The organism is Citrobacter sp. S39 (assembly GCF_009495675.1).
Classification (GTDB): Bacteria; Pseudomonadota; Gammaproteobacteria; order Enterobacterales; family Enterobacteriaceae; genus Citrobacter; species Citrobacter freundii.
Map to the genome: position 1 here is coordinate 3,127,836 of NZ_CP045555.1, position 24,033 is coordinate 3,151,868.

General features: G+C 51.1%; 18 protein-coding genes, 2 tRNA genes and 1 other RNA gene. 10 read left to right on the forward strand and 11 right to left on the reverse strand.

What is annotated here, in order from left to right:
• Positions 1-21 precede the first annotated feature (21 nt).
• Complete coding sequence (locus GFB57_RS14915; protein ID WP_003020763.1) at positions 22-267, reverse strand: DUF1883 domain-containing protein; 246 nt, start codon at positions 265-267, stop codon at positions 22-24.
• A gap of 262 nt (positions 268-529) precedes the next feature.
• Positions 530-883: a DsrE/DsrF/TusD sulfur relay family protein gene (locus tag GFB57_RS14920; protein WP_003020761.1), complete on the reverse strand. Its 354-nt coding sequence runs from the start codon at positions 881-883 to the stop codon at positions 530-532.
• A 175-nt stretch (positions 884-1,058) separates the two neighbouring features.
• Between GFB57_RS14920 and GFB57_RS14925 the strand changes: the two genes are divergently transcribed.
• The gene (locus GFB57_RS14925; protein ID WP_008322550.1) at positions 1,059-2,444 is read left to right on the forward strand and encodes a YchO/YchP family invasin; all 1,386 of its coding nucleotides are present in this window, start codon (positions 1,059-1,061) and stop codon (positions 2,442-2,444) included.
• 21 nt (positions 2,445-2,465) lie between these two features.
• Here GFB57_RS14925 and narL read toward each other — a convergent pair whose 3' ends face one another.
• Together narL and narX are read right to left on the reverse strand one after the other, a co-directional pair.
• A complete protein-coding gene (gene narL / locus GFB57_RS14930; RefSeq protein ID WP_003020756.1) occupies positions 2,466-3,116 on the reverse strand; it encodes a two-component system response regulator NarL in 651 nt (216 codons plus the stop codon).
• Positions 3,109-4,905 (reverse strand): nitrate/nitrite two-component system sensor histidine kinase NarX, encoded by a 1,797-nt coding sequence (gene narX / locus GFB57_RS14935; protein ID WP_003020754.1) that lies wholly within the window; start codon positions 4,903-4,905, stop codon positions 3,109-3,111. The genes narL and narX overlap by 8 nt, the downstream gene beginning before the upstream one ends.
• Positions 4,906-5,245: 340 nt before the next feature.
• Between narX and GFB57_RS14940 the strand changes: the two genes are divergently transcribed.
• The 5 genes from GFB57_RS14940 (at position 5,246) to narI (ending at position 13,814) form a co-directional block, all read left to right on the forward strand.
• On the forward strand, positions 5,246-6,637 hold the full coding sequence (locus GFB57_RS14940) for a NarK family nitrate/nitrite MFS transporter (protein WP_003020752.1): 1,392 nt from the start codon (positions 5,246-5,248) through the stop codon (positions 6,635-6,637).
• Between the two features lie 514 nt (positions 6,638-7,151).
• Positions 7,152-10,895, forward strand: a complete 3,744-nt coding sequence (locus tag GFB57_RS14945) for a nitrate reductase subunit alpha (protein WP_003020749.1) — start codon at positions 7,152-7,154, stop codon at positions 10,893-10,895.
• Positions 10,892-12,430, forward strand: coding sequence for a nitrate reductase subunit beta (gene narH / locus GFB57_RS14950; RefSeq protein WP_003020747.1), 1,539 nt, complete (start codon positions 10,892-10,894; stop codon positions 12,428-12,430). Before GFB57_RS14945 ends, narH begins: the two co-directional genes overlap by 4 nt.
• Positions 12,427-13,137, forward strand: coding sequence for a nitrate reductase molybdenum cofactor assembly chaperone (narJ, locus tag GFB57_RS14955; protein WP_003020745.1), 711 nt, complete (start codon positions 12,427-12,429; stop codon positions 13,135-13,137). The genes narH and narJ overlap by 4 nt, the downstream gene beginning before the upstream one ends.
• Positions 13,137-13,814: a respiratory nitrate reductase subunit gamma gene (gene narI, locus GFB57_RS14960; protein ID WP_003020743.1), complete on the forward strand. Its 678-nt coding sequence runs from the start codon at positions 13,137-13,139 to the stop codon at positions 13,812-13,814. The genes narJ and narI overlap by 1 nt, the downstream gene beginning before the upstream one ends.
• 236 nt (positions 13,815-14,050) lie before the next feature.
• Here the strand turns inward: narI and GFB57_RS14965 are convergent.
• The 5 genes from GFB57_RS14965 to GFB57_RS14985 all read right to left on the reverse strand — a co-directional run bounded on the left by GFB57_RS14965 (position 14,051) and on the right by GFB57_RS14985 (position 15,942).
• A non-coding RNA gene (locus tag GFB57_RS14965) (RtT sRNA) lies at positions 14,051-14,182 on the reverse strand.
• 44 nt (positions 14,183-14,226) lie between these two features.
• Positions 14,227-14,311: transfer RNA gene (locus GFB57_RS14970), tRNA-Tyr, on the reverse strand.
• 36 nt (positions 14,312-14,347) lie between these two features.
• Positions 14,348-14,432, reverse strand: a tRNA-Tyr gene (locus GFB57_RS14975).
• Positions 14,433-14,588: 156 nt separating this feature from the next.
• Positions 14,589-15,431, reverse strand: a complete 843-nt coding sequence (gene purU / locus GFB57_RS14980) for a formyltetrahydrofolate deformylase (protein WP_003020737.1) — start codon at positions 15,429-15,431, stop codon at positions 14,589-14,591.
• A gap of 55 nt (positions 15,432-15,486) precedes the next feature.
• Positions 15,487-15,942: a YchJ family protein gene (locus GFB57_RS14985; protein WP_003020734.1), complete on the reverse strand. Its 456-nt coding sequence runs from the start codon at positions 15,940-15,942 to the stop codon at positions 15,487-15,489.
• A 111-nt stretch (positions 15,943-16,053) separates the two neighbouring features.
• Here GFB57_RS14985 and rssA point away from each other — a divergent pair, with 111 nt between their 5' ends.
• The 3 genes from rssA to galU all read left to right on the forward strand — a co-directional run bounded on the left by rssA (position 16,054) and on the right by galU (position 19,182).
• Positions 16,054-16,965 carry a patatin-like phospholipase RssA gene (gene rssA / locus GFB57_RS14990; RefSeq protein WP_003020732.1) on the forward strand — a complete coding sequence of 304 codons (912 nt, stop codon included), beginning with the start codon at positions 16,054-16,056 and terminating at the stop codon, positions 16,963-16,965.
• Positions 16,966-17,055: 90 nt separating this feature from the next.
• Positions 17,056-18,069: a two-component system response regulator RssB gene (gene rssB, locus GFB57_RS14995; RefSeq protein WP_003020729.1), complete on the forward strand. Its 1,014-nt coding sequence runs from the start codon at positions 17,056-17,058 to the stop codon at positions 18,067-18,069.
• A gap of 204 nt (positions 18,070-18,273) precedes the next feature.
• Entirely contained in the window at positions 18,274-19,182 is a 909-nt protein-coding gene (galU, locus tag GFB57_RS15000) for a UTP--glucose-1-phosphate uridylyltransferase GalU (RefSeq protein WP_003020727.1), read from the forward strand.
• Positions 19,183-19,318: 136 nt separating this feature from the next.
• Here the strand turns inward: galU and hns are convergent, their stop codons facing one another.
• Positions 19,319-19,732, reverse strand: a complete 414-nt coding sequence (gene hns, locus GFB57_RS15005; protein WP_003020723.1) for a histone-like nucleoid-structuring protein H-NS — start codon at positions 19,730-19,732, stop codon at positions 19,319-19,321.
• Between the two features lie 610 nt (positions 19,733-20,342).
• On the opposite strand from hns, the gene tdk reads away from it, so the two are divergent.
• Positions 20,343-20,960: a thymidine kinase gene (tdk, locus tag GFB57_RS15010; RefSeq protein WP_003020720.1), complete on the forward strand. Its 618-nt coding sequence runs from the start codon at positions 20,343-20,345 to the stop codon at positions 20,958-20,960.
• A 236-nt stretch (positions 20,961-21,196) separates the two neighbouring features.
• Here tdk and adhE read toward each other — a convergent pair whose 3' ends face one another.
• A complete protein-coding gene (gene adhE / locus GFB57_RS15015; protein ID WP_290366828.1) occupies positions 21,197-23,875 on the reverse strand; it encodes a bifunctional acetaldehyde-CoA/alcohol dehydrogenase in 2,679 nt (892 codons plus the stop codon).
• Positions 23,876-24,033 lie beyond the last annotated feature (158 nt).

The following is a 24,033-nucleotide window of genomic DNA, read 5'->3' on the forward strand; positions in this document are numbered from 1 at the left end:
CGCTTTTCGGGCAATTAACGCTTAGGCTGCAATATAACTTATTGAATGCTCTAGCGACTGGCTGTGGCTGTCGATCAGCACATTCCAGATGCCGGTATAGGGCACGGTCAACCATGCGTTGTCACGATCCTGCACGCTTAAGATGTCGGACTGCGTGTCTTTGACGTGATTTTTCTCGCTCATCAGATGGATGTGACAGCGCTCGGAACAGCGCACAACCACCGTATCGCCACCAAATAACTTTAAACTTGCCTTCACTAATGCCATTTTTCACCCCGTTCTTGAAAACAACGTACTTTCTGTCGAAAGTGCTGCGTGATGTTGTTCACATTTCACTCATTGCATAACACCAAAGGGGGAGCAACGGGATGCTGATTTTGATCAAAAAATGGCATAACGATTAAACAAAAGTGACAAAATCCCTCAAAAGGATTGAAAGGGCGTGCTAACGTTCAACGAAACCGCGCCCATCTACGATTAAATCCGGAAATTATCGACACTTTCAGTGTGCTTGCCTGAAAGCGGTGTATCAGAAGGTCAGCACTTTATCTGCAGCCAGCGTCCATTGAGCCAGTTCAACCAGCGTGCCGACGGCTACTCCGTCAATTAACGGCAGCGTGGTGATTCCACGGCCATCGGTGCAGGTTTTGCACAGTTTGACCGGCACATTTTGCGCCGTCAGAATCTCCAGCATTTGCTGAATATTGTATCCTTCCGCGGGTTTTTGACCACGCAATCCCGCGGTTACCGCGTCCGACATTAAAAACAAACGCAGGTCGAGATCCCCTTCCTGCTCGCGCAAGGCGATAGCCAGACGTAGACTGTTAAATAACGATTCGCTTCCATAGGCTGCACCGTTCGCGACGATCACTATCTTTTGCATTTTTACTCCTTTTGCTGCATGTGAGCGTTAAAAACTGACACATATGTTACACCTATTTCTAGATGCCAGGATAATGCCGAAAAAGGAAGGAAGGGCTGAAAATCAATACTGAAGACGTTATGGTTTAAGATAAGTATGCCGCTGTGGCTAATAGATATAAGAAACCACTAACGATTTGAGCCGTAATATTTATTTATCTCTCGCTGTATTTGCACTCTTGCCGTTGGCAGGCGGTACTGCCAGCGCGCAATCGTCATTTATTCAACAGGCGGAAAACCCTTTCGATAACAATAGTGATGGCTTGCCCGATCTTGGTATGGCGCCGGAGTCGCGGGCAGGCGAAAAGCACTTTGCCGAAATGGTCAAAGCGTTTGGTGAAGCCAGCATGACCGATAACGGGCTTGATACCGGTGAACAGGCGAAGCAGTTTGCGTTTGGCCAGGTGCGCGACAGGGTCAGCGAACAGGTGAATCAGCAACTGGAATCATGGCTCTCTCCCTGGGGAAACGCCAGCGTCGGGTTGCAGGTGGATAACGAAGGCAGCTTTACCGGGAGTCGGGGAAGTTGGTTTATACCGTGGCAGGATAATCAACGTTATCTTACCTGGAGCCAGTTGGGGCTGACGCAACAGGACAGAGGCCTGGTCAGTAATGCGGGGATTGGGCAGCGCTGGGTTCGTGACGGTTGGTTACTGGGTTACAACACCTTTTATGACAACCTGCTGGATGAGAATCTGCCTCGGGGAGGCGTGGGGGCAGAAGCGTGGGGTGAATACCTCCGTTTATCTGCTAATTACTATCAACCGTTGTCCTCCTGGCAGGGTCGTTTTGCAACTCAAGAACAACGGATGGCCCGGGGATACGACCTGACCGCGCAAATGCGCATGCCGTTCTATCAACATCTCAATACCAGCGTCAGCGTGGAGCAGTATTTTGGCGACCAGGTGGATCTGTTTCATTCCGGAACCGGGTACCACAATCCTGTGGCGGTGAATCTGGGATTGAGCTATACGCCGGTGCCGCTGATCACCGTGACAGCACAGCATAAGCAGGGTGAAAATGGCGTCAGTCAGAATAACCTCGGATTAACGTTAAATTACCGTTTTGGCGTGCCGCTAAAAAAACAGCTGATGGTAAGCGAGGTGGCAAACAGCCGATCGCTGCGCGGCAGTCGTTATGACGATCCACAACGTAACAATCTGCCGACGCTGGAGTATCGCCAGCGTAAAACACTGTCGGTATTTTTGGCCACGCCGCCCTGGGATCTCAAGCCTGGTGAGACGGTGGCGTTGAAGCTGCAGGTGCGTAGTTTGCATGGGATCCGTCGTCTGGCATGGCAGGGTGATACTCAGGCATTGAGCTTAACGGCTGGCAGCAATAGCCGAAGCGCGCAGGGTTGGACGATTATTATGCCGAAGTGGGACAACAGAGAAGGTGCGACAAACCGCTGGCGGTTGTCTGTGGTGGTAGAAGATGAGCAGGGCCAGCGTGTCTCTTCCAATGAGATCACGCTATCACTGACCGAACCGTTTATTACCGTTTCGGAAAATGATCCTCGTTAACAATGACGCATGAGCGCGTTATCAGAAAATGCGTTCCTGGTGCACCCATACCGCGGCTTCAACGCGTGATTTGAGCTTCATTTTCTTCAGCATATGCTTCACGTGAACTTTTACTGTGCTTTCGGTGATATCGAGGCGGCGGGCGATCATCTTATTAGGCAGACCCTGGGCGATGAGTTTAAGAATATCGCGTTCGCGCGGTGTCAGTTGAGTAACATCACGGTCGGATGTTGCGCGATTGGCGCGCAGGCTGGCGGCCAGAACCGGGGTTAAGGCTTCGCTCAGCACCATTTCACCAGCGGCAGCCTGCTGCAATGCTTTCAGTAAATCTTCTGGCTCCATATCTTTCAGCAGGTAACCGTCGGCACCACGCTTCAGTGCGGTAACCACATCTTCTTCATGATTGGATACGCTAAACACAACGATACGGCCCGACAGTGATTTTTCACGTAGCTTATCGAGGGTTTCCAGACCGTTCATGCCGGGCATGTTGAGATCAAGCAGGATCAGATCGGGATCAAGGGATTCAGCCAGCTCGATACCCTGCTCACCATTGCTGGCTTCGCCGACAACGGTAATATCGGGCGCCATGCTGACAAGCTGTTTTACACCGGTTCTCAGCATCGGATGATCGTCGATCAACAGGATAGTTGCCGGTTCCAGATTACTCATGGGTATCTCCTTGGACTTCTGTGAAGTTTGTTTCGGGAATAAAAGTGACAGCAACTTCAGTACCGCCCGTCTCGCGACGGCGTACGCGGCAATCGCCGCGCAAGCTCTGCGCGCGGTCGCGCATTATTATCATGCCGTAGTGGTTACTGCGTTCGGCGTTTTCCGGTACGCCGCAGCCGTTATCTTGCACTGTCAGTTTGACCTGCTTGCCATTTTGCACCACCGTCACGACCACTTCATTGGCCTGAGAGTGTTTAAGTGCGTTGCTCAGGGCTTCGCGCGCAATTTGTAGCAGGTGAATCGCCTGGTGCGAAGGGACCAGGCGTGGCGGTAGCTGATAATCCAGCTTAACCGTAAATCCAAAACGGGCGCTGTACTCCTGACAGCTGGCTTCCAGCGCCGGTCGTAATCCAGGTTCCGTGAGCTGTAAACGGAAGGTGGTTAACAATTCTCGCAGTTGTGCCCATGAAGCATTTAGCTCGTTACGAATCTGGCTGAGCAACTCGCGACAGTTATCTGAAAGCGCATCGCCCTGCATCTGTAAACAGCTAACCTGCATCTTCATACAAGAGAGCGATTGTGCAATAGAATCATGAAGTTCGCGCGCAATGGTGGCACGCTCTTCCATCACAATCAACTGCTGTTGACGCTCCTGATGCCTGTCGAGCGCAAGCGTTGCGGTCAGTTGCTCAACCAGAGTATCAACCAGCTGCTGCTGATCGTGGCTGAGATGGCGTCCGTTCGGCAAGGTGGCGAGTAGAATACCATACTGGGTATGCGCATCGGTCAGCCGCCATTTCAATGTAATCCCGCCGTCAATCGCGGGCAGCGTTCCGCGAGGACACAGATGGCAACCTTTCTCATCACAGCTGGCATTTGACTGACAAGTAAATTCCTGATGATTGTCTTCATCTTCCAGGTCATAAACCCGGAGCTCAATATCATGCAGCAAGGTCAAATTTTGCAAACCATTCAGTACCGGAGAGAGGCGTTCGCACAACGGCACCTGAGAGTGCAGGCGGCGGTTAGCTTGCCACAGAAAAGAAAGAATCTGATTTTTGTGCTCCAGCCCCGCCGTTTTCTCCTGTACTCGCTGTTCCAGCACAGCGTAACTTTCGGCCAGTTCTTCCGACATATTATTTAGCGCCGAGCCCAGAGCCGCCATCTCATTACGACCGCTGATATGCGCGCGTTGGGTAAAATCACGCTGGCTGACGGCTCGCGCCATCGACAGCAGCTGTTTCCACGGCTCTAACAGGCGCACGCGCAGCCAGATAATGGTGAAAACCAGCAGCAATGCCATAAATACGGCCATCAGGCGATGCAGCAGGACGACGCGTTCAATGCGTAATTCGGTGGTATGGTCAAAGGCGGTGACCAATTTATCCAGTCCGCCCACAAAGCGCGTCACATCCTGCGCTACTGCATCAGGCGTTTGCGCATGCGCAAGTCCCGGCGCAAGTTCAGTGTGCCAGTAATCCTGTAATGCTTTTAACTGCGCCTGTTGTCCGTCTCGTTTTGCGGCACGCGTCAACTCCGGGCTAAACGCCGTTTGCTCCATTTCATCCAGCAGCGGTTGATCGCTAGCGTCCAGCGGTACGGCTGCCAGCAGGCGATAACTCTGCATGCGCAGCGATCCCGCTTTGTTGATTGCATGGGCGCTACCCTGAACGCCCTGAACCAGCCAGCCGGAGACGGCCATACCCGCCACGCCGATGGCTGTGGACAATAAAACAATCAGCGCCACCTGGTTGACCAGCGTAAGCGGGGAGAGACAACGTTTAAACATGGTGACTTGTTCCTTCGGGTTTTCGTCGAACAGAAAACCTTATTGAATGACGATTCTGCTGCAGGCAGTGGCGTTATTCTCGGCGATACACTGGAGTATACCCATACCTCAAACGGGCTACCTCTTAATTGCCAGTGGAGGGAGAGATCCTGGGCGACGGGGAGTAGGGGGCGACAGAAGCGTGAAAAACCACATCTTTTTTACCGAAGTTATGTACTCATTAAGGGTAATAATAAATTTTAGGCATGAATAATGACACCTTTTCCTTTGATTTATATCAACTTACCTCCAGCTGTAAACCCTAATGTTGCAGGCATCGAAACAAGTATCAGAGGTGTCTATGAGTCACTCATCTGCCCCGGAAAGGGCATCTGGAGCTGTAATTACCGAATGGCGGCCGGAAGATCCCGCCTTCTGGCAGCAGCGTGGTCAACGAATCGCCAGCCGTAACCTGTGGATTTCCGTCCCTTGCTTGCTGCTGGCATTTTGCGTGTGGATGTTATTTAGCGCCGTGGCGGTGAACTTACCGAAAGTCGGATTTGATTTCACCACTGAACAGCTGTTCATGCTGACGGCATTACCTTCGGTGTCCGGCGCGCTGCTGCGTGTTCCGTACTCCTTTATGGTCCCCCTGTTTGGTGGACGTCGCTGGACGGCATTTAGCACCGGCATCCTGATCATTCCTTGCGTATGGTTAGGTTTTGCGGTGCAGGATACCTCCACGCCGTTTAGTACCTTTATTATTATCTCCCTGCTGTGCGGCTTCGCTGGTGCGAACTTTGCGTCCAGTATGGCAAACATCAGCTTCTTCTTTCCAAAACAGAAACAGGGCGGCGCGCTGGGTCTGAACGGTGGCCTGGGCAACATGGGCGTCAGCGTGATGCAGCTGGTCGCGCCGCTGGTGGTTTCATTGTCAATCTTTGCCGCATTTGGTAGCCACGGGGTTGAACAACCGGATGGTACACAGCTGTATCTGGCAAACGCCGCATGGATTTGGGTGCCGTTCCTCGCTATTTTCACGCTGGCCGCATGGTTCGGTATGAACGAACTGGCAACCTCCAAAGCCTCGCTGAAAGAGCAATTGCCGGTGCTGAAACGCGGGCATTTGTGGATTATGAGCCTGCTGTATCTGGCGACCTTCGGTTCCTTTATCGGTTTCTCTGCCGGTTTCGCGATGCTGTCAAAAACGCAGTTCCCTGAGGTGCAGATCCTGCATTACGCCTTCTTTGGGCCGTTCATTGGTGCGCTGGCGCGTTCTGCGGGCGGCGCAATCTCTGACCGTCTGGGCGGGACCCGCGTCACGTTGGTGAACTTCATTCTGATGGCTATTTTCAGTGCCTTATTGTTCCTGACGCTGCCATCAAACGGTGTCGGCGGCAACTTCATTGCCTTCTTCGCTGTGTTCCTGGCGTTGTTCCTGACGGCTGGTCTGGGGAGTGGTTCAACCTTCCAGATGATCTCTGTAATCTTTCGCAAACTGACGATGGACAGAGTGAAAGCTGAAGGTGGTTCAGAAGAGAAAGCGATGCGCGAGGCGGCAACCGATACGGCGGCAGCGTTGGGCTTTATCTCTGCTATTGGTGCGATCGGCGGCTTCTTTATCCCGAAAGCATTTGGCACGTCCCTGGCATTAACCGGTTCTCCGGTCGGTGCGATGAAAGTATTTCTGATCTTCTATGTCGCTTGTGTGGTTATCACCTGGGCGGTATACGGACGTCATTCTAAAAAGTAAAAAAGTGGTATACACAAAATCATTCTAACTGCATCAAGGCGACAAGTGAGAAATCCCCAGGAGCTAACAGAAGTAAGTGACTGGGGAGAACGAGCGCAGCCAACGCGAAGCAGTTTGAAGGATGAAGTGTAAGTTGATTATCCATTGCGCGGTGTTAGACCGCGCTTTTTTTTGTCTGTAATTAGTTACAACATACTTTTGTATTGTGGCATGACAACAGCCTGTGAGAACGGCGTACGCAACATGCTAAGCAGGGGGGATACCCCTTAATACCCACTTATAAAGAATTTAACATTTGCATGATAATTGAATTATTAAAAATCCTTTAAATTCAATTTATTACGTTAAATATCAATATCCCACTTTGGGGGTATGTAAAAACCAACCCTCATTTTTCATCCCTGCCTGCCTTGATCGTTATCAATTCTCACGCCCTTTCAGAGCGTTACCTTCGCTCTCAATCAAGCAATGTCGATTTATCAGAGAGCCGTCAGGCTCCTACAGGAGAAAACCGATGAGTAAATTCCTGGACCGGTTTCGCTACTTCAAGCAGAAGGGCGAAACCTTTGCCGATGGGCATGGCCAGCTTCTCAATACCAACAGGGACTGGGAGGACGGATACCGCCAGCGTTGGCAGCATGACAAAATCGTGCGTTCAACCCACGGGGTAAACTGCACTGGCTCATGCAGCTGGAAAATCTATGTGAAAAATGGTCTGGTGACCTGGGAAACCCAGCAAACCGATTATCCGCGTACCCGTCCGGACCTGCCAAACCACGAGCCTCGTGGTTGCCCTCGTGGTGCAAGCTATTCCTGGTATCTCTACAGCGCTAACCGTCTGAAATACCCGCTGATGCGCAAACGCCTGATGAAAATGTGGCGTGAAGCGAAAAGACTGCACAGCGATCCGGTAGACGCATGGGCCTCCATCATCGAAGACGCCGATAAAGCAAAAAGCTTCAAACAAGCGCGTGGTCGTGGTGGTTTCGTGCGTTCTTCCTGGCAGGAAGTGAATGAGCTGATTGCCGCTTCTAACGTTTACACCGTTAAAACCTACGGTCCTGACCGCGTGGCGGGCTTCTCGCCGATCCCTGCGATGTCGATGGTTTCCTACGCCTCCGGTGCACGATATCTGTCGCTGATTGGCGGCACCTGCCTGAGCTTCTACGATTGGTACTGTGACTTGCCGCCTGCGTCTCCGCAGACCTGGGGTGAGCAGACTGACGTTCCGGAATCTGCCGACTGGTATAACTCCAGCTACATCATCGCCTGGGGTTCCAACGTTCCGCAGACCCGTACCCCAGATGCGCACTTCTTCACCGAAGTTCGCTACAAAGGGACTAAAACGGTCGCCATCACCCCGGATTACGCCGAAATCGCCAAACTCTGCGATCTGTGGCTGGCTCCGAAGCAGGGCACCGATGCCGCAATGGCGCTGGCAATGGGCCACGTCATGCTGCGCGAGTTCCACCTTGATAACCCGAGCCAATACTTCACCGACTACGTACGTCGTTACACCGACTTCCCGATGCTGGTGATGCTCGAAGAGCGTGACGGGTATTATGCGGCGGGTCGTATGCTGCGTGCCGCCGATCTGGTTGACTCCTTGGGTCAGGAAAATAATCCAGAGTGGAAAACTGTTGCCATCAATACCGACGGCGAAATGGTTGCGCCACACGGTTCAATTGGTTTCCGCTGGGGTGAAAAAGGTAAATGGAACCTTGAACAGCGCGACGGCACGTCCGGTAACGAAACCGAACTGCAGCTCAGCCTGTTGGGCAGCCAGGACGACATCGCTGAAGTCGGCTTCCCGTATTTTGGCGGCGAAGGTACCGAGCACTTTAGCAAAGTTGAACTGGAAAATGTTCTGCTGCACAAACTGCCGGTAAAACGCCTGCAACTAGCAGATGGCTCTACTGCGCTGGTGACGACCGTTTACGATCTGACCATGGCCAACTACGGTCTGGAACGCGGTCTGAACGATGAAAACTGCGCCTCCAGCTACGACGATATCAAAGCGTATACCCCGGCATGGGCAGAGAAAATCACTGGCGTATCGCGCGCTCAGATCGTGCGTATTGCCCGTGAATTTGCCGATAACGCAGATAAAACGCACGGCCGCTCAATGATTATTGTCGGCGCGGGTCTGAACCACTGGTACCACCTCGATATGAACTATCGTGGTCTGATTAACATGCTGGTGTTCTGCGGCTGCGTCGGTCAGAGCGGCGGCGGCTGGGCGCACTACGTGGGCCAGGAAAAACTGCGTCCGCAGACCGGCTGGCAGCCGCTGGCGTTTGCCCTTGACTGGCAGCGTCCGGCGCGTCACATGAACAGTACGTCCTACTTCTATAACCACTCCAGCCAATGGCGTTATGAGACGGTTACGGCACAGGAACTGCTGTCCCCGATGGCAGACAAATCCCGCTATAGTGGCCATTTGATTGACTTTAACGTTCGCGCTGAACGTATGGGCTGGTTGCCATCTGCGCCGCAATTGGGTACTAACCCGCTGTACATTGCGCGTGAGGCGGAAAAAGTCGGGATGACACCGGTGGATTACACCGTTAAATCTCTGAAGGAAGGTTCTATTCGCTTTGCGGCTGAACAACCAGAGAACGGTAAAAACCATCCGCGTAACCTGTTTATCTGGCGTTCTAACCTGCTCGGCTCTTCCGGTAAAGGCCACGAGTACATGCTGAAGTATCTGCTGGGTACTGAACATGGTATTCAGGGGCTGGATCTGGGTAAACAGGGGGGCGTGAAGCCAGAAGAAGTGGAATGGCAGGATAACGGACTGGACGGCAAGCTGGATCTGGTCGTCACCCTGGACTTCCGTCTGTCGAGCACCTGTCTGTACTCCGACATCGTGCTGCCGACCGCCACCTGGTATGAAAAAGACGATATGAATACCTCGGATATGCATCCGTTTATTCACCCGTTGTCTGCCGCCGTTGACCCAGCCTGGGAATCGAAGAGCGACTGGGAAATCTACAAGGCTATCGCCAAGAAATTCTCTGAAGTTTGCGTGGGTCACCTTGGCAAAGAAACCGACGTAGTGACGTTGCCTATCCAGCACGACTCGGCCGCCGAACTGGCGCAGCCGTTGGATGTTAAAGACTGGAAGAAAGGCGAATGCGATCTGATTCCAGGCGTTACCGCGCCGCACATCATGACAGTTGAGCGTGATTACCCGGCAACCTACGAACGCTTCACGTCCATCGGCCCACTGATGGATAAAGTCGGGAACGGCGGGAAAGGGATTGCCTGGAACACCCAGAGCGAAATGGATCTGCTGCGCAAGCTCAATTACACCAAGGCTGAAGGCCCGGCAAAAGGCCAGCCGATGCTGAATACGGCGATTGATGCCGCTGAGATGATCCTCACCCTGGCACCGGAAACCAACGGTCAGGTGGCGGTAAAAGCCTGGGCAGCGCTGAGTGAATTTACCGGCCGTGACCATACGCATCTGGCGCTGAATAAAGAAGACGAGAAAATCCGCTTCCGCGATATTCAGGCGCAGCCGCGCAAAATTATCTCCAGCCCGACCTGGTCAGGACTGGAAGATGAACATGTTTCTTACAACGCTGGTTACACCAACGTTCACGAGCTGATCCCATGGCGTACGCTGACTGGTCGCCAGCAGCTGTATCAGGATCATCAGTGGATGCGAGACTTCGGTGAAAGCCTGCTGGTTTACCGCCCACCAATTGATACCCGTTCGGTGAAAGAGGTGATGGGCGAGAAATCAAATGGTAACCCTGAAAAAGCGCTCAACTTCCTGACGCCACACCAGAAGTGGGGTATCCACTCCACCTACAGCGATAACCTGCTGATGCTGACGTTAGGCCGCGGCGGTCCGATCGTGTGGATGAGCGAAGCGGATGCGAAAGATCTGGGTATCGAGGATAACGACTGGATCGAAGTCTTTAACAGTAACGGGGCACTCACCGCCCGTGCGGTTGTGAGTCAACGTGTCCCGGCCGGGATGACCATGATGTACCACGCCCAGGAACGCATTGTGAATATTCCGGGGTCGGAGATTACCGAGCAGCGCGGCGGGATCCATAACTCGGTGACCCGTATCACACCGAAACCGACGCACATGATTGGTGGTTATGCCCACCTGGCCTACGGCTTTAACTACTACGGCACCGTAGGTTCGAACCGTGATGAGTTCGTGGTGGTTCGTAAGATGAAGAACATTGACTGGTTGGATGGCGAAGGCAATGACCAGGTACAGGAGAGCGTAAAATGAAAATTCGTTCACAAGTCGGCATGGTGCTGAATCTCGATAAGTGCATCGGTTGCCACACCTGTTCAGTAACCTGTAAAAACGTCTGGACCAGCCGTGAAGGTGCGGAGTATGCCTGGTTTAACAACGTTGAAACCAAACCGGGTACTGGCTTCCCAACTGATTGGGAAAACCAGGAAAAATGGAAGGGCGGTTGGATCCGTAAGATCAACGGTAAACTGGTGCCGCGCATGGGTAACAAAGCGCTGCTGCTGGGTAAAATTTTTGCTAACCCGCATTTGCCAGGTATTGATGACTACTACGAACCGTTTGACTTCGATTACCAGACTCTGCACAACACCCCGGCAGACAGCAAAGCACAGCCGATTGCCCGTCCGCGCTCGCTGATCACCGGTCAGCGTATGGATAAAATCACCAAAGGTCCGAACTGGGAAGATGACCTCGGCGGTGAGTTCGAGAAGCTGGCGAAAGACAAAAATTTCGAGAACATGCAGAAGGCGATGTACGGTCAGTTCGAAAACACCTTCATGATGTATTTGCCGCGTCTGTGCGAGCACTGCCTTAACCCGGCGTGCGTGGCGACTTGCCCGAGCGGTGCCATCTACAAGCGTGAAGAAGATGGCATCGTGCTGATCGATCAGGACAAATGCCGCGGCTGGCGTATGTGCATCACCGGTTGCCCGTATAAAAAAATCTACTTCAACTGGAAGAGCGGTAAGTCAGAGAAGTGCATTTTCTGCTATCCACGTATTGAAGCCGGTCAGCCGACCGTGTGCTCCGAAACCTGCGTCGGTCGTATCCGTTACCTCGGCGTACTGCTGTATGACGCGGATGCGATTGAAAGCGCGGCAAGCACCGAGCATGAGAAAGATCTGTACCAGCGTCAACTGGACGTGTTCCTCGATCCGAACGATCCGGCTGTTATTGAACAGGCGCTGAAAGATGGTATTCCGCTGAGCGTTATCGATGCCGCACAGCAGTCTCCGGTTTATAAAATGGCGATGGACTGGAAGTTGGCGCTGCCGCTGCATCCGGAATACCGCACATTGCCGATGGTTTGGTACGTGCCGCCATTGTCACCGATTCAGTCTGCCGCCGATGCGGGCGAGCTGGGCAGCAACGGTATACTGCCGGACGTTGACAGTCTGCGTATCCCGGTTCAGTACCTGGCGAACCTGCTGACCGCAGGCGATACTCAGCCGGTGCTGTTGGCGCTGAAACGTATGCTGGCAATGCGTCACTACAAACGTACGGAAACCGTTGACGGTAAAGTCGATACCCGTGCGCTGGAAGAGGTGGGCTTGAGCGAAGCGCAGGCACAGGAAATGTATCGTTATCTGGCGATCGCGAACTACGAAGATCGTTTCGTGGTACCGAGCAGCCATCGTGAACTGGCGCGTGACGCGTTCCCGGAGAAAAGCGGTTGTGGCTTTACCTTCGGTGACGGTTGCCACGGTTCTGATACTAAATTCAATCTGTTCAACAGCCGCCGCATCGACGCTGTCGATGTGACCAGCAAAACGGAGCCGCACCAATGATTGAACTCGTCATTGTTTCGCGTTTGCTCGAGTACCCGGATGCTGCCCTGTGGCAGCATCAGCAGGAACTTTTCGATGCACTCGCGTCATCTGAGAACCTGGATAAAGAGGATGCCCAGACTCTGGGCGTTTTCCTGCGCGATCTAATCGCGCAAGACGTGCTGGATGTGCAGGCAAGTTACAGCGAACTGTTTGATCGTGGCCGTGCCACCTCGCTGCTGCTGTTTGAACATGTACACGGTGAATCCCGCGATCGCGGTCAGGCGATGGTTGACCTGATGGCACAGTATGAACAGCACGGTTTGCAGCTCGACAGCCGCGAACTTCCCGATCATCTGCCGTTGTATCTGGAATATCTTGCGCAACTGCCGAAAAGCGAAGCGCTAGGTGGCTTGCAGGATATTGCGCCGATCCTGGCTTTGCTCAGCGCTCGTTTGCAGCAGCGTGGAAGCCGTTATGCAGTGCTGTTCGATTTGCTGTTAAAACTGGCGAATACCGTTATCGACAGCGATAAAGTGGCTGAAAAAATTGCGGATGAAGCCCGTGATGATACTCCACAAGCGCTGGATGCGGTCTGGGAAGAAGAGCAGGTAAAATTCTTCGCCGATCAGGGGTGTGGCGAGTCGGAAATCTCCGCTCACCAGCGTCGTTTTGCCGGGGCCGTTGCGCCGCAGTATCTGAATATCACCACCGGAGGACAGCACTAATGCACTTCCTGAATACGTTCTTCTTTGACATCTATCCGTACATCGCGGGTTCTGTCTTTCTGATCGGCAGTTGGCTGCGTTATGACTACGGGCAGTATACATGGCGTGCGGCCTCCAGTCAGATGCTGGATCGCAAAGGGATGAACCTGGCGTCAAACCTGTTTCACATCGGGATCCTGGGGATTTTTGCCGGGCACTTCTTGGGTATGTTAACGCCGCACTGGATGTATGAAGCGTGGCTGCCGCTTGAAGTGAAACAAAAGATGGCGATGTTCGCGGGTGGCGCCAGTGGCGTAATGTGTCTGATTGGCGGTGTACTGCTGCTGAAACGTCGTTTGTTCAGCCCACGAGTGCGGGCCACCACCACCGGAGCGGATATTCTGATCCTCTCTCTGTTGGTTATCCAGTGTGCGCTGGGTCTGCTGACCATTCCGTTCTCCGCCCAGCATATGGACGGCAGCGAGATGATGAAGCTGGTGAACTGGGCGCAGACAGTGGTGACCTTCCATGGCGGAGCGTCTCAGTATCTGGATGGCGTCGCATTTATTTTCCGTGTGCACCTTGTGCTGGGTATGACGCTGTTCCTGTTGTTCCCATTCTCGCGTCTGGTACACATCTGGAGCGTCCCGGTCGAATATCTGACACGCAAATACCAGATTGTTCGTGCACGTCACTAATCGTATTTCTGTGAAAGATAAAACCCTGCTTCGGCGGGGTTTTTTTATGCCTGTTTGCCGGATGGCGGCGCAAGCGCCTTATCCAGCCTACGCAGGTTTAAGCGAACGCCGTAGGCCTGCGTAGTGCATCAGGCAATTTGTGGGCATGTGTCGAGTTTGTAGGCCTGATAAGCACAGCGCATCAGGCAAATAAAGGGCATTGCAGATTGATTATGTGTTGGTGCTTTATGAAGTGATGGTGGTGGGGGAAGGATTACTCAGCGCTGCGCGCTTCGCCCTTCGGGTCGTTGCCTGCGGCAACGCTTTCTCGCTAACGCTCGAATCGAACCTTGGTCGAAGCTTCTCATCCTTCCCAAATAGGAAGTATATGGGGCATTGCAGATTGATTTTGTGTTGGTGCTTTATGAAGTGATGGTGGTGGGGGAAGGATTCGAACCTTCGAAGTCGATGACGGCAGATTTACAGTCTGCTCCCTTTGGCCGCTCGGGAACCCCACCAGGGGTATACTAATTTTGTGAATCTAAAAGAATGAATGGTGGTGGGGGAAGGATTCGAACCTTCGAAGTCGATGACGGCAGATTTACAGTCTGCTCCCTTTGGCCGCTCGGGAACCCCACCACGGGGTAATGCTAATTACTGGCCTGCTTCCGTTGGAAGCGGGGCGGATCATATCAAATGATGCGCCCCTGTAAAGCATTCCGTTGATAAAAAAGAACTGGTTGCCTGATTTTTACACGTAAAGATGTAAAGGTAACCAATTAACTTATCAATCGATTACAGAATAATCGTTCGGTTACCGTAAACAAAGACGCGCTGAGCCAGAACCTGATACAGCGCACGGCTTAAAACATTTTTTTCAACGTCGCGACCCGCACGCATCATATCTTCGGCAGTGTAAGTGTGATCAACATGGATCACGTCCTGCATAATGATTGGGCCTTCATCAAGGTTATCATTTACGTAGTGGGCCGTCGCGCCGATGATTTTCACGCCGCGCTCATAAGCTTGATGGTACGGGCGAGCACCAATGAATGCTGGCAGGAATGAATGGTGAATATTGATAATTTTATTTGGGAAGCGTGAAACAAATGTCGGGGTCAGAACGCGCATGTATTTAGCCAGCACGACATAGTCCGGCTGATGGGCGTCGATAGCGTCAGCCATTTTCTGATCATGTTCGTCACGTGTTAAACCTTCATGGCTGACCAGCTCAAACGGAATATCAAACCGTTCAACCAGAGGACGCAACGTCTCGTGATTGCCGATCACCGCGGCGATTTCAACATCTAGCCCACCATAATTGGCCTTCATTAACAGATCGCCCAGGCAATGCGCTTCCTTAGTGACCAAAATGACGATGCGGCGGCGGCCTGCTGGGGTTAATTCACGAATTGAGCCTTCAGGTAAGGCGCTGTCCAGATCGGCAAGCAGCGTGACGTCGTTAAAAATGCCCTCCAGTTCGGTGCGCATAAAAAAGCGTCCGGTGCGGTGGTCCACAAACTCATTGTTCTGCACGATGTTCAGTTCATGCTTGTAACAGATATTCGTAATGCGCGCGATCAGACCTTTTTGGTCCGGGCAAATAGTACGCAGCACTTTTCTTTGTAATGAATGCATTTGCAGCGGTGATCCTGTTGAGAATGTTTGCAAAATTGATACTGTCGGGCGTTGATTAGCCGCAGCACTTTTTAAATTTTTTACCGGAGCCACAAGGGCAGGTATCGTTTCGTCCAATTTGAGGGCGTGTACCGTCTATATAGTACCACTGACCGTTTTCTTTTAAAAAACGAGAGCGCTCGATAATTGCACCTGTTTTACCTTGTTCAGAAAACCGCGCGACAAAACTGACATAGCCGGTATTTTCTGTGTCTGCCGTCTCTTGTTCAAAAACGGTCAGTCCGAGCCATTCTGTATGACTAAATCCTGCGATAATGTCGTCGCGAAACGAGGCCGCATGACAATCTGGATGCCAGGTCCTGATAAGGTAATCTGCGTCTTTCATCACAAAAGCACAGTAACGAGAACGCATGAGGTGTGACGGCGTAGGTGCTACTTGCGCGCCGGACACATAACGGTAGCAACATAGGCTATACTCGACAGCGCTACCACAGGGACAAAGCTGAGACACAAAGTACTCCCTGGAATATAAAAACGGCGTAAAAACGCCAGAGTGGCACTATGTTAACTGAGCGGTAGCGATGTTGCTACGTCTGCAAGCCAGGGGAAGTTTGTACGTATAATGAGAAAAATAAAAATTGGGCTGGCGCTAGGTTCCGGCGCGGCGCGAGGTTGGTCGCATATTGGGGTTATTAAAGCCCTTAAGCATATGGGCATCGATGTTGATATCGTGGCAGGGTGCTCCATCGGTTCGCTGGTTGGCGCTGCCTACGCCTGCAATAAGTTACCTGCTCTTGAAAAGTGGGTATGTTCTTTCAGCTATTGGGATGTTTTACGGCTGATGGATCTCTCGTGGCGCAGGGGAGGTTTACTGCGCGGTGAACGGGTATTCAATCAGTATCGTAATGTCATGCCGGTAGAAGCAATTGAGCAATGCACACGCCGTTTCGCAACAGTTGCTACTAATCTGAGTACGGGGCGGGAGTTGTGGTTTACCGAAGGTGATTTGCATCTGGCTGTCCGAGCCTCCTGTAGTATTCCTGGTCTGATGTCTCCCGTGGCGCATAATGGTTACTGGCTGGTCGATGGCGCGGTGGTGAATCCCGTCCCTGTATCCCTGACTCGTGCGTTGGGGGCCGATATTGTTATCGCGGTCGACCTGCAACACGATGCTCATCTCATGCAACAAGATTTACTCTCCTTCAACGTCAATAGCGATGCCGAATCGGGTAATGATGCTGACGAGCTTTCATGGCATGCCCGTCTGAAAGAGCGATTGAGCAACATTACGGCCAGGCGTGCGGTCACGGCACCGACAGCGATGGAGATCATGACGACGTCTATTCAGGTTCTGGAAAATCGTCTGAAACGTAACCGCATGGCCGGTGACCCTCCAGACATACTGATTCAGCCGTTTTGTCCACAAATATCCACGCTGGATTTTCACCGCGCCAGTGCAGCAATTGCTGCCGGGCAGTTGGCGGTCGAGAAGAAAATGGATGAACTTCTACCCCTGGTGAAAACCAACGTCTAACGCATTTTTTATCAACACTTAAGCTAATTCTGACAGGCGTGAGTGGCAATAGCATGCCACTATTTATTAAAGCCAGTCAGGGGGGAGAATATGACGCAGCCATTGGTCGGAAAACAGATTCTTATCGTTGAGGATGAGCCGGTATTTCGCTCACTCATGGACTCGTGGTTTTCCTCTTTGGGAGCGACAACGGCGGTGGCTGGCGACGGGCTTGAAGCACTTGAACTACTTGGACACTTCACACCAGACCTGATGATTTGCGATCTGGCTATGCCAAGAATGAACGGCCTCAAACTGGTTGAGTATCTACGCAATCGTGGCGATCAGACCCCGATACTGGTGATTTCTGCGACGGAAAACATGTCCGACATAGCCAAAGCGCTACGACTCGGGGTGGATGATGTCCTATTGAAGCCGGTGCAAGACCTTAATCGCTTGAGAGAAACCGTCTTTGCATGTCTTTATCCCAACATGTTTAATTCACGCGTGGAAGAAGAAGAGCGGCTGTTTCGCGACTGGGATGCGATGGTGGACGATCCTGCCGCCGCCGCGAAGCTGCTAAAAGAATTACAGCCTCCAGTGTCGCAAGTGATTTCGCACTGTCGCATTAACTATCGACAATTGGTAGTAGCCGACCAACCGGGGCTGGTGCTGGATATTGCGCCGCTGTCGGATCATGACCTTGCATTCTATTGCCTTGATGTGACGCGGGCAGGGGATAATGGTGTTTTGGCTGCATTATTATTGCGGGCGCTATTTAATGGTTTACTGCAGGAGCAACTGACGCAACAAAATCAGCGGTTGCCGGAGTTAGGTACGTTATTGAAACAGGTAAATCATTTGTTGCGGCAAGCCAATTTACCAGGGCAGTTTCCCTTGCTGGTGGGGTATTACCACAGCGGATTAAAAAATCTGATTCTGGTATCTGCAGGGCTGAATGCGACATTAAATACAGGTTCCCACCATGTGCAAATCAGCAATGGCGTTCCGCTGGGTACCTTAGGTAATACGTATCTTAATCAGTTGAGCCAACATTGTGAGTCATGGCAATGCCAAATTTGGGGGGCGGGAGGGCGCTTGCGCTTGATGTTGTCTGCGGAATGAACAATTGAGAGGCGTGCAAATGAAATTGGTTCACCCTCCCTGTGCTGTGAGTGCTACTATCAGCGCCAGATTTATTCGTATTTATCTTAATTATACCGACGCGCGTCCTTTTCAGACCAGAAGTTTGTCGCTGTACTGATATACTCGGATGCGATACAGAATGATGAACACGTTCAATACATGAACAGTCCAGGAGAGTTTTAAATGGCTGCCCTTAATTCAAAAGTCAAAAAAGCCGTTATCCCAGTTGCGGGATTAGGAACCAGGATGTTACCGGCTACGAAAGCAATCCCGAAAGAGATGCTACCGTTGGTTGATAAGCCATTAATTCAGTACGTCGTAAACGAATGTATTGCTGCGGGCATCACTGAAATTGTACTTGTAACTCACTCGTCTAAAAATTCTATTGAAAACCACTTCGATACCAGCTTTGAACTTGAAGCGATGCTGGAAAAACGTGTAAAACGTCAGCTGCTGGAAGAAGTGCAATCTATTTGCCCGCCGCATGTGACTATTATGCAGGTGCGTCAGGGTCTGGCAAAAGGTCTGGGCCACGCAGTATTGTGCGCGCACCCTGTGGTTGGCGATGAACCGGTTGCTGTAATCCTGCCGGACGTAATTCTTGACGAATACGAATCTGATTTATCCCGCGACAACCTTGCCGAAATGATTCATCGCTTTGATGAAACAGGTAGCAGCCAGATTATGGTTGAGCCGGTAGAAGATGTTACGGCTTATGGTGTTGTTGATTGTAAAGGCGTTGAATTATCCCCGGGCGAAAGTGTCCCGATGGTTGGCGTGGTTGAAAAACCAAAAGCTGACGTAGCGCCTTCTAATCTGGCCGTTGTGGGTCGTTACGTTCTTAGTGCCGATATCTGGCCTCTGCTGGCTAAAACGCCTCCGGGAGCGGGTGATGAAATTCAGCTGACAGATGCAATCGATATGCTGATTGAAAAAGAGACGGTTGAAGCTTATCACATGAAGGGCAAAAGCCATGACTGTGGTAATAAACTGGGCTATATGCAGGCGTTCGTCGAATATGGTATTCGCCATAATACTCTCGGCGCTGAATTTAAAGCCTGGCTGGAAGACGAGATGGGTATTAAGAAGTAACCTTCTTGCATTATCTGGTCAGAACGGCGCTGTATTAACAGCGCCATTTTTTTATACCTAATCCGGGTAAGGCTGAGCGAAGTACCAGTAAAAAAAATCCCGCCAATGGCGGGATTTTAAGCAAAGTATTTCTGAATTATTCCTTGATCAGGAAATCGTCCAGTTGTTTACCTTGCTCTTCCATCGCTTTTTTGATCACTGCCGGTGTACGACCCTGGCCAGTCCAGGTTTTAGTTTCACCGTTTTCGTCAACATAGCTATATTTAGCCGGACGTGCAGCGCGTTTAGCTTTGGTGCCAGATTTAACAGCAGCCATGCTATTCAGCAGTTCGTTCGGATCAATGCCGTCAGCGATCAGCATTTCACGATATTGTTGCAGTTTACGAGTGCGTTCTTCAACTTCAGCGGCAGCAGCGCTTTCTTCTTCGCGACGCTCGCTAACTACAACTTCTAATTTTTCCAGCATTTCTTCAAGCGTTTCCAGAGTGCATTCTCTTGCCTGCGCACGAAGAGTACGGATGTTGTTCAGAATTTTAAGTGCTTCGCTCATTGTAGTAATCTCAAACTTATATTGGGGTGGTTTGTTGAGCTAATAATAGAGCGATAAATTCAGTTGTGCAATAGCCAGGAATGTAAGGAATTCAAAATTGCGCTTTATTTAGTAACAGAATTAATTCTCCTGTCTTAAATTCCCCATGATGTTGGGCATAAAAAAGGCTTATTGGCGAGGGGGCTTCTCAGCAGCTGAGAGTAAAAATTCAAGATTCAGGTCACATTTTATGGTGTACAAATAGTATCTCTTTGCAGTGATTTCAACCTTTTGTATTAGTTTTGCTTACGTGAATTCGCTAATACATGGTGAGAGTGGGTAGATTCAATAACAATATGGGAAGGGTTTCTTTATTGCCGTATGATGATAAGTGACATTGATAAATTTCATGAGCACTATTTGTGAAAGAGAGTGTATATACGCGTCCGAGCTCGGGCCGTATGGTCGATGGTTGTATGCTCTCTCACTACCTGTTACTTAAATTCAGGCGGCACTGAGCGAGGTTGCCCGCGCATTTATACGCCTTTGGGCGCAACGCTACACCGACACTTTCGTGAAATATGATACAATCCCGCGCATATTTATTTCCCCATGTGAGGGCCTTTGGTCAATGGCACAGCTATATTTTTACTATTCTGCAATGAATGCCGGTAAGTCGACTGCATTGCTGCAATCTTCGTACAATTATCAGGAACGTGGGATGCGTGCTGTTGTATATACAGCGGAAATTGATGACCGTTTTGGTGCTGGAAAAGTAAGTTCACGTATAGGTCTGTCGTCGCCTGCAAAATTGTTTAACCAAAATTCATCTTTGTACGAAGAGATTCGTGCTGAAAATGAGCAGCAAAGAATTCACTGTGTACTGGTTGATGAGTCGCAGTTTCTGACTCGACAACAGGTTTATGAATTATCTGAAGTTGTCGATCGGCTGGATATTCCTGTGTTGTGCTATGGCTTACGCACAGATTTCCGTGGTGAATTATTTGGCGGTAGCGAATACCTGCTTGCGTGGTCAGATAAGCTCGTTGAATTAAAAACCATTTGTTTCTGTGGGCGTAAGGCCAGCATGGTTTTACGTCTTGATCAGTCTGGAAGGCCCTATAACGAGGGCGAGCAGGTGGTTATTGGCGGGAATGAACGCTATGTGTCGGTATGCCGTAAACACTACAAACAGGCGCAGTCTGAGGGCTCTCTGACGGCGATACAAGAACGACACAGCCACGATTAACCTGCAGGCTTCTGAGCGCTTATAAATACAGGGTAGGCCGGGACATTCGTCAATAATCTCTACCCTGTCAGACTCTCTTCTGACGGCTATTCTCACATCTTCCTGAATACATCTCTTACCGTGCCATTCTATTCACATGGTTAAATTGGGGAGCACTCAATTTTCATAACACAAGACGAAAAAAAACGGTCCCAACTGGGACCGTTTATAGTGAAACTAAAACTTATCTGAGAAAATTAAGCGGATTTCTTCGCTTTCTTTTCTGCTTTCGGTGCAGCTACTGCTTCAGTCTTAGCGGTGGTCTGGCCTTCGCTGTACTCACGACCGTAGTATGTATCCAGCAGGATCTGTTTCAGTTCAGCAATCAGCGGGTAACGTGGGTTTGCACCAGTACACTGGTCATCAAACGCATCTTCAGACAGTTTGTCCACGTGTGCCAGGAAGTCAGCTTCCTGAACGCCAGCTTCACGGATAGACTTAGGAATACCCAGCTCAGCTTTGATTTCTTCCAGCCAGCCCAGCAGTTTCTGGATTTTCGCGGCAGTACGGTCGCCCGGTGCGCTCAGACCCAGATGGTCTGCGATTTCAGCGTAGCGACGGCGTGCCTGCGGACGGTCGTACTGGCTGAATGCAGTCTGTTTAGTCGGGTTGTCGTTCGCGTTATAACGAATAACGTTGCTGATCAGCAGGGCGTTCGCCAGACCGTGAGGAATGTGGAACTGAGAACCCAGTTTGTGCGCCATTGAGTGACATACACCCAGGAAGGCGTTAGCAAACGCGATACCGGCGATGGTTGCTGCACTGTGTACACGCTCACGTGCTACCGGGTTCTTAGAACCTTCATGGTAGGACGCCGGCAGGTTTTCTTTCAGCAGTTTCAGCGCTTGCAGAGCCTGACCGTCGGAGAACTCAGAAGCCAGTACGGAAACGTAAGCTTCCAGAGCGTGAGTTACGGCATCGAGGCCACCGAACGCACACAGGGACTTCGGCATATCCATCACCAGGTTGGCGTCAACAATCGCCATATCCGGAGTCAGCGCATAGTCTGCCAGCGGGTATTTCTGCCCAGTTGCATCGTCAGTAACAACCGCAAACGGAGTCACTTCAGAGCCGGTACCGGAAGTGGTGGTGACGGCGACCATCTTCGTTTTCACACCCATTTTCGGGAACTTGTAGATACGTTTACGGATGTCCATAAAGCGCAGCGCCAGTTCTTCGAAGTGAGTTTCCGGGTGCTCGTACATAACCCACATGATTTTCGCGGCGTCCATCGGGGAACCGCCGCCCAGCGCGATGATTACGTCTGGTTTGAAGGAGTTAGCCAGCTCAGCACCTTTGCGAACAACGGTCAGAGTTGGGTCAGCTTCAACTTCAAAGAACACTTCGGTTTCAACGCCAGCAGCTTTCAGAACGGAGGTGATCTGGTCTGCATAACCGTTGTTGAACAGGAAGCGGTCGGTCACGATGAGCGCACGTTTGTGACCATCGGTAATCACTTCATCCAGTGCGATTGGCAGAGAGCCACGACGGAAGTAGATAGATTTCGGAAGTTTGTGCCACAACATGTTTTCAGCTCGCTTAGCAACGGTTTTCTTGTTGATCAGGTGCTTAGGACCAACGTTTTCAGAGATGGAGTTACCCCCCCAGGAACCACAACCCAGAGTCAGGGAAGGTGCGAGTTTGAAGTTGTACAGGTCACCGATACCACCCTGAGAAGCTGGGGTGTTAATCAGGATACGTGCGGTTTTCATCATCTGGCCGAAGTAAGCAACACGTTCTGGCTGGTTGTCCTGGTCAGTGTACAGGCAAGAGGTATGACCGATACCGCCCATCGCAACCAGTTTTTCAGCTTTAATGACTGCGTCTTCGAAGTCCTTCGCACGGTACATTGCCAGCGTCGGAGACAGTTTTTCATGAGCAAACGGTTCGCTTTCATCGACAACCGTCACTTCACCGATCAGAATCTTAGTGGTTTCTGGTACGGAGAAGCCTGCCAGTTCAGCAATCTTGTATGCCGGCTGACCAACGATAGCTGCGTTCAGCGCGCCATTTTTCAGGATAACGTCCTGGACTGCTTTCAACTCTTTGCCCTGCAGCATGTAGCCGCCGTGAGTCGCAAAACGCTCACGTACTGCATCATATACAGAGTCAACCACGACGACAGACTGCTCAGAAGCACAGATTACGCCGTTATCGAAGGTTTTAGACATCAGAACAGATGCAACAGCACGTTTGATATCAGCGGTTTCGTCGATAACAACAGGGGTGTTACCTGCGCCTACGCCGATAGCCGGTTTACCGGAGCTGTATGCCGCTTTAACCATGCCTGGACCACCGGTCGCAAGGATCAGGTTGATGTCCGGGTGGTGCATCAGCGCATTAGACAGTTCAACGGAAGGTTGATCGATCCAGCCGATCAGATCTTTCGGTGCGCCAGCAGCGATTGCTGCTTGCAGAACGATGTCTGCTGCTTTGTTAGTTGCATCTTTTGCACGCGGATGCGGAGAGAAGATGATGGCGTTACGGGTCTTCAGGCTGATCAGCGATTTGAAGATAGCGGTAGAAGTTGGGTTAGTGGTTGGAACGATACCGCAGATGATACCAATTGGTTCCGCAATGGTAATGGTACCGAAAGTGTCGTCTTCAGACAGCACACCACAGGTTTTTTCATCTTTGTAAGCGTTGTAAATGTATTCAGAAGCAAAGTGGTTTTTGATCACTTTATCTTCGACAATACCCATGCCGGATTCGGCAACGGCCATTTTCGCGAGAGGGATTCGAGCGTCTGCGGCAGCCAGAGCGGCGGCGCGGAAGATTTTGTCAACCTGTTCTTGAGTGAAACTGGCATATTCACGCTGGGCTTTTTTTACGCGCTCTACAAGTGCGTTAAGTTCAGCGACATTAGTAACAGCCATGATGCTCTCCTGATAATGTTAAACTTTTTTAGTAAATCATCTGCTCGATACGAGAGTATAGACAGACCGACGAAAATTTGTGTAACGGTTTGAAAATCAAACGGTTAATTAACGTCCACTTTACTTTGATTTACTAAAAGAGCTTATACGCTAGTGCC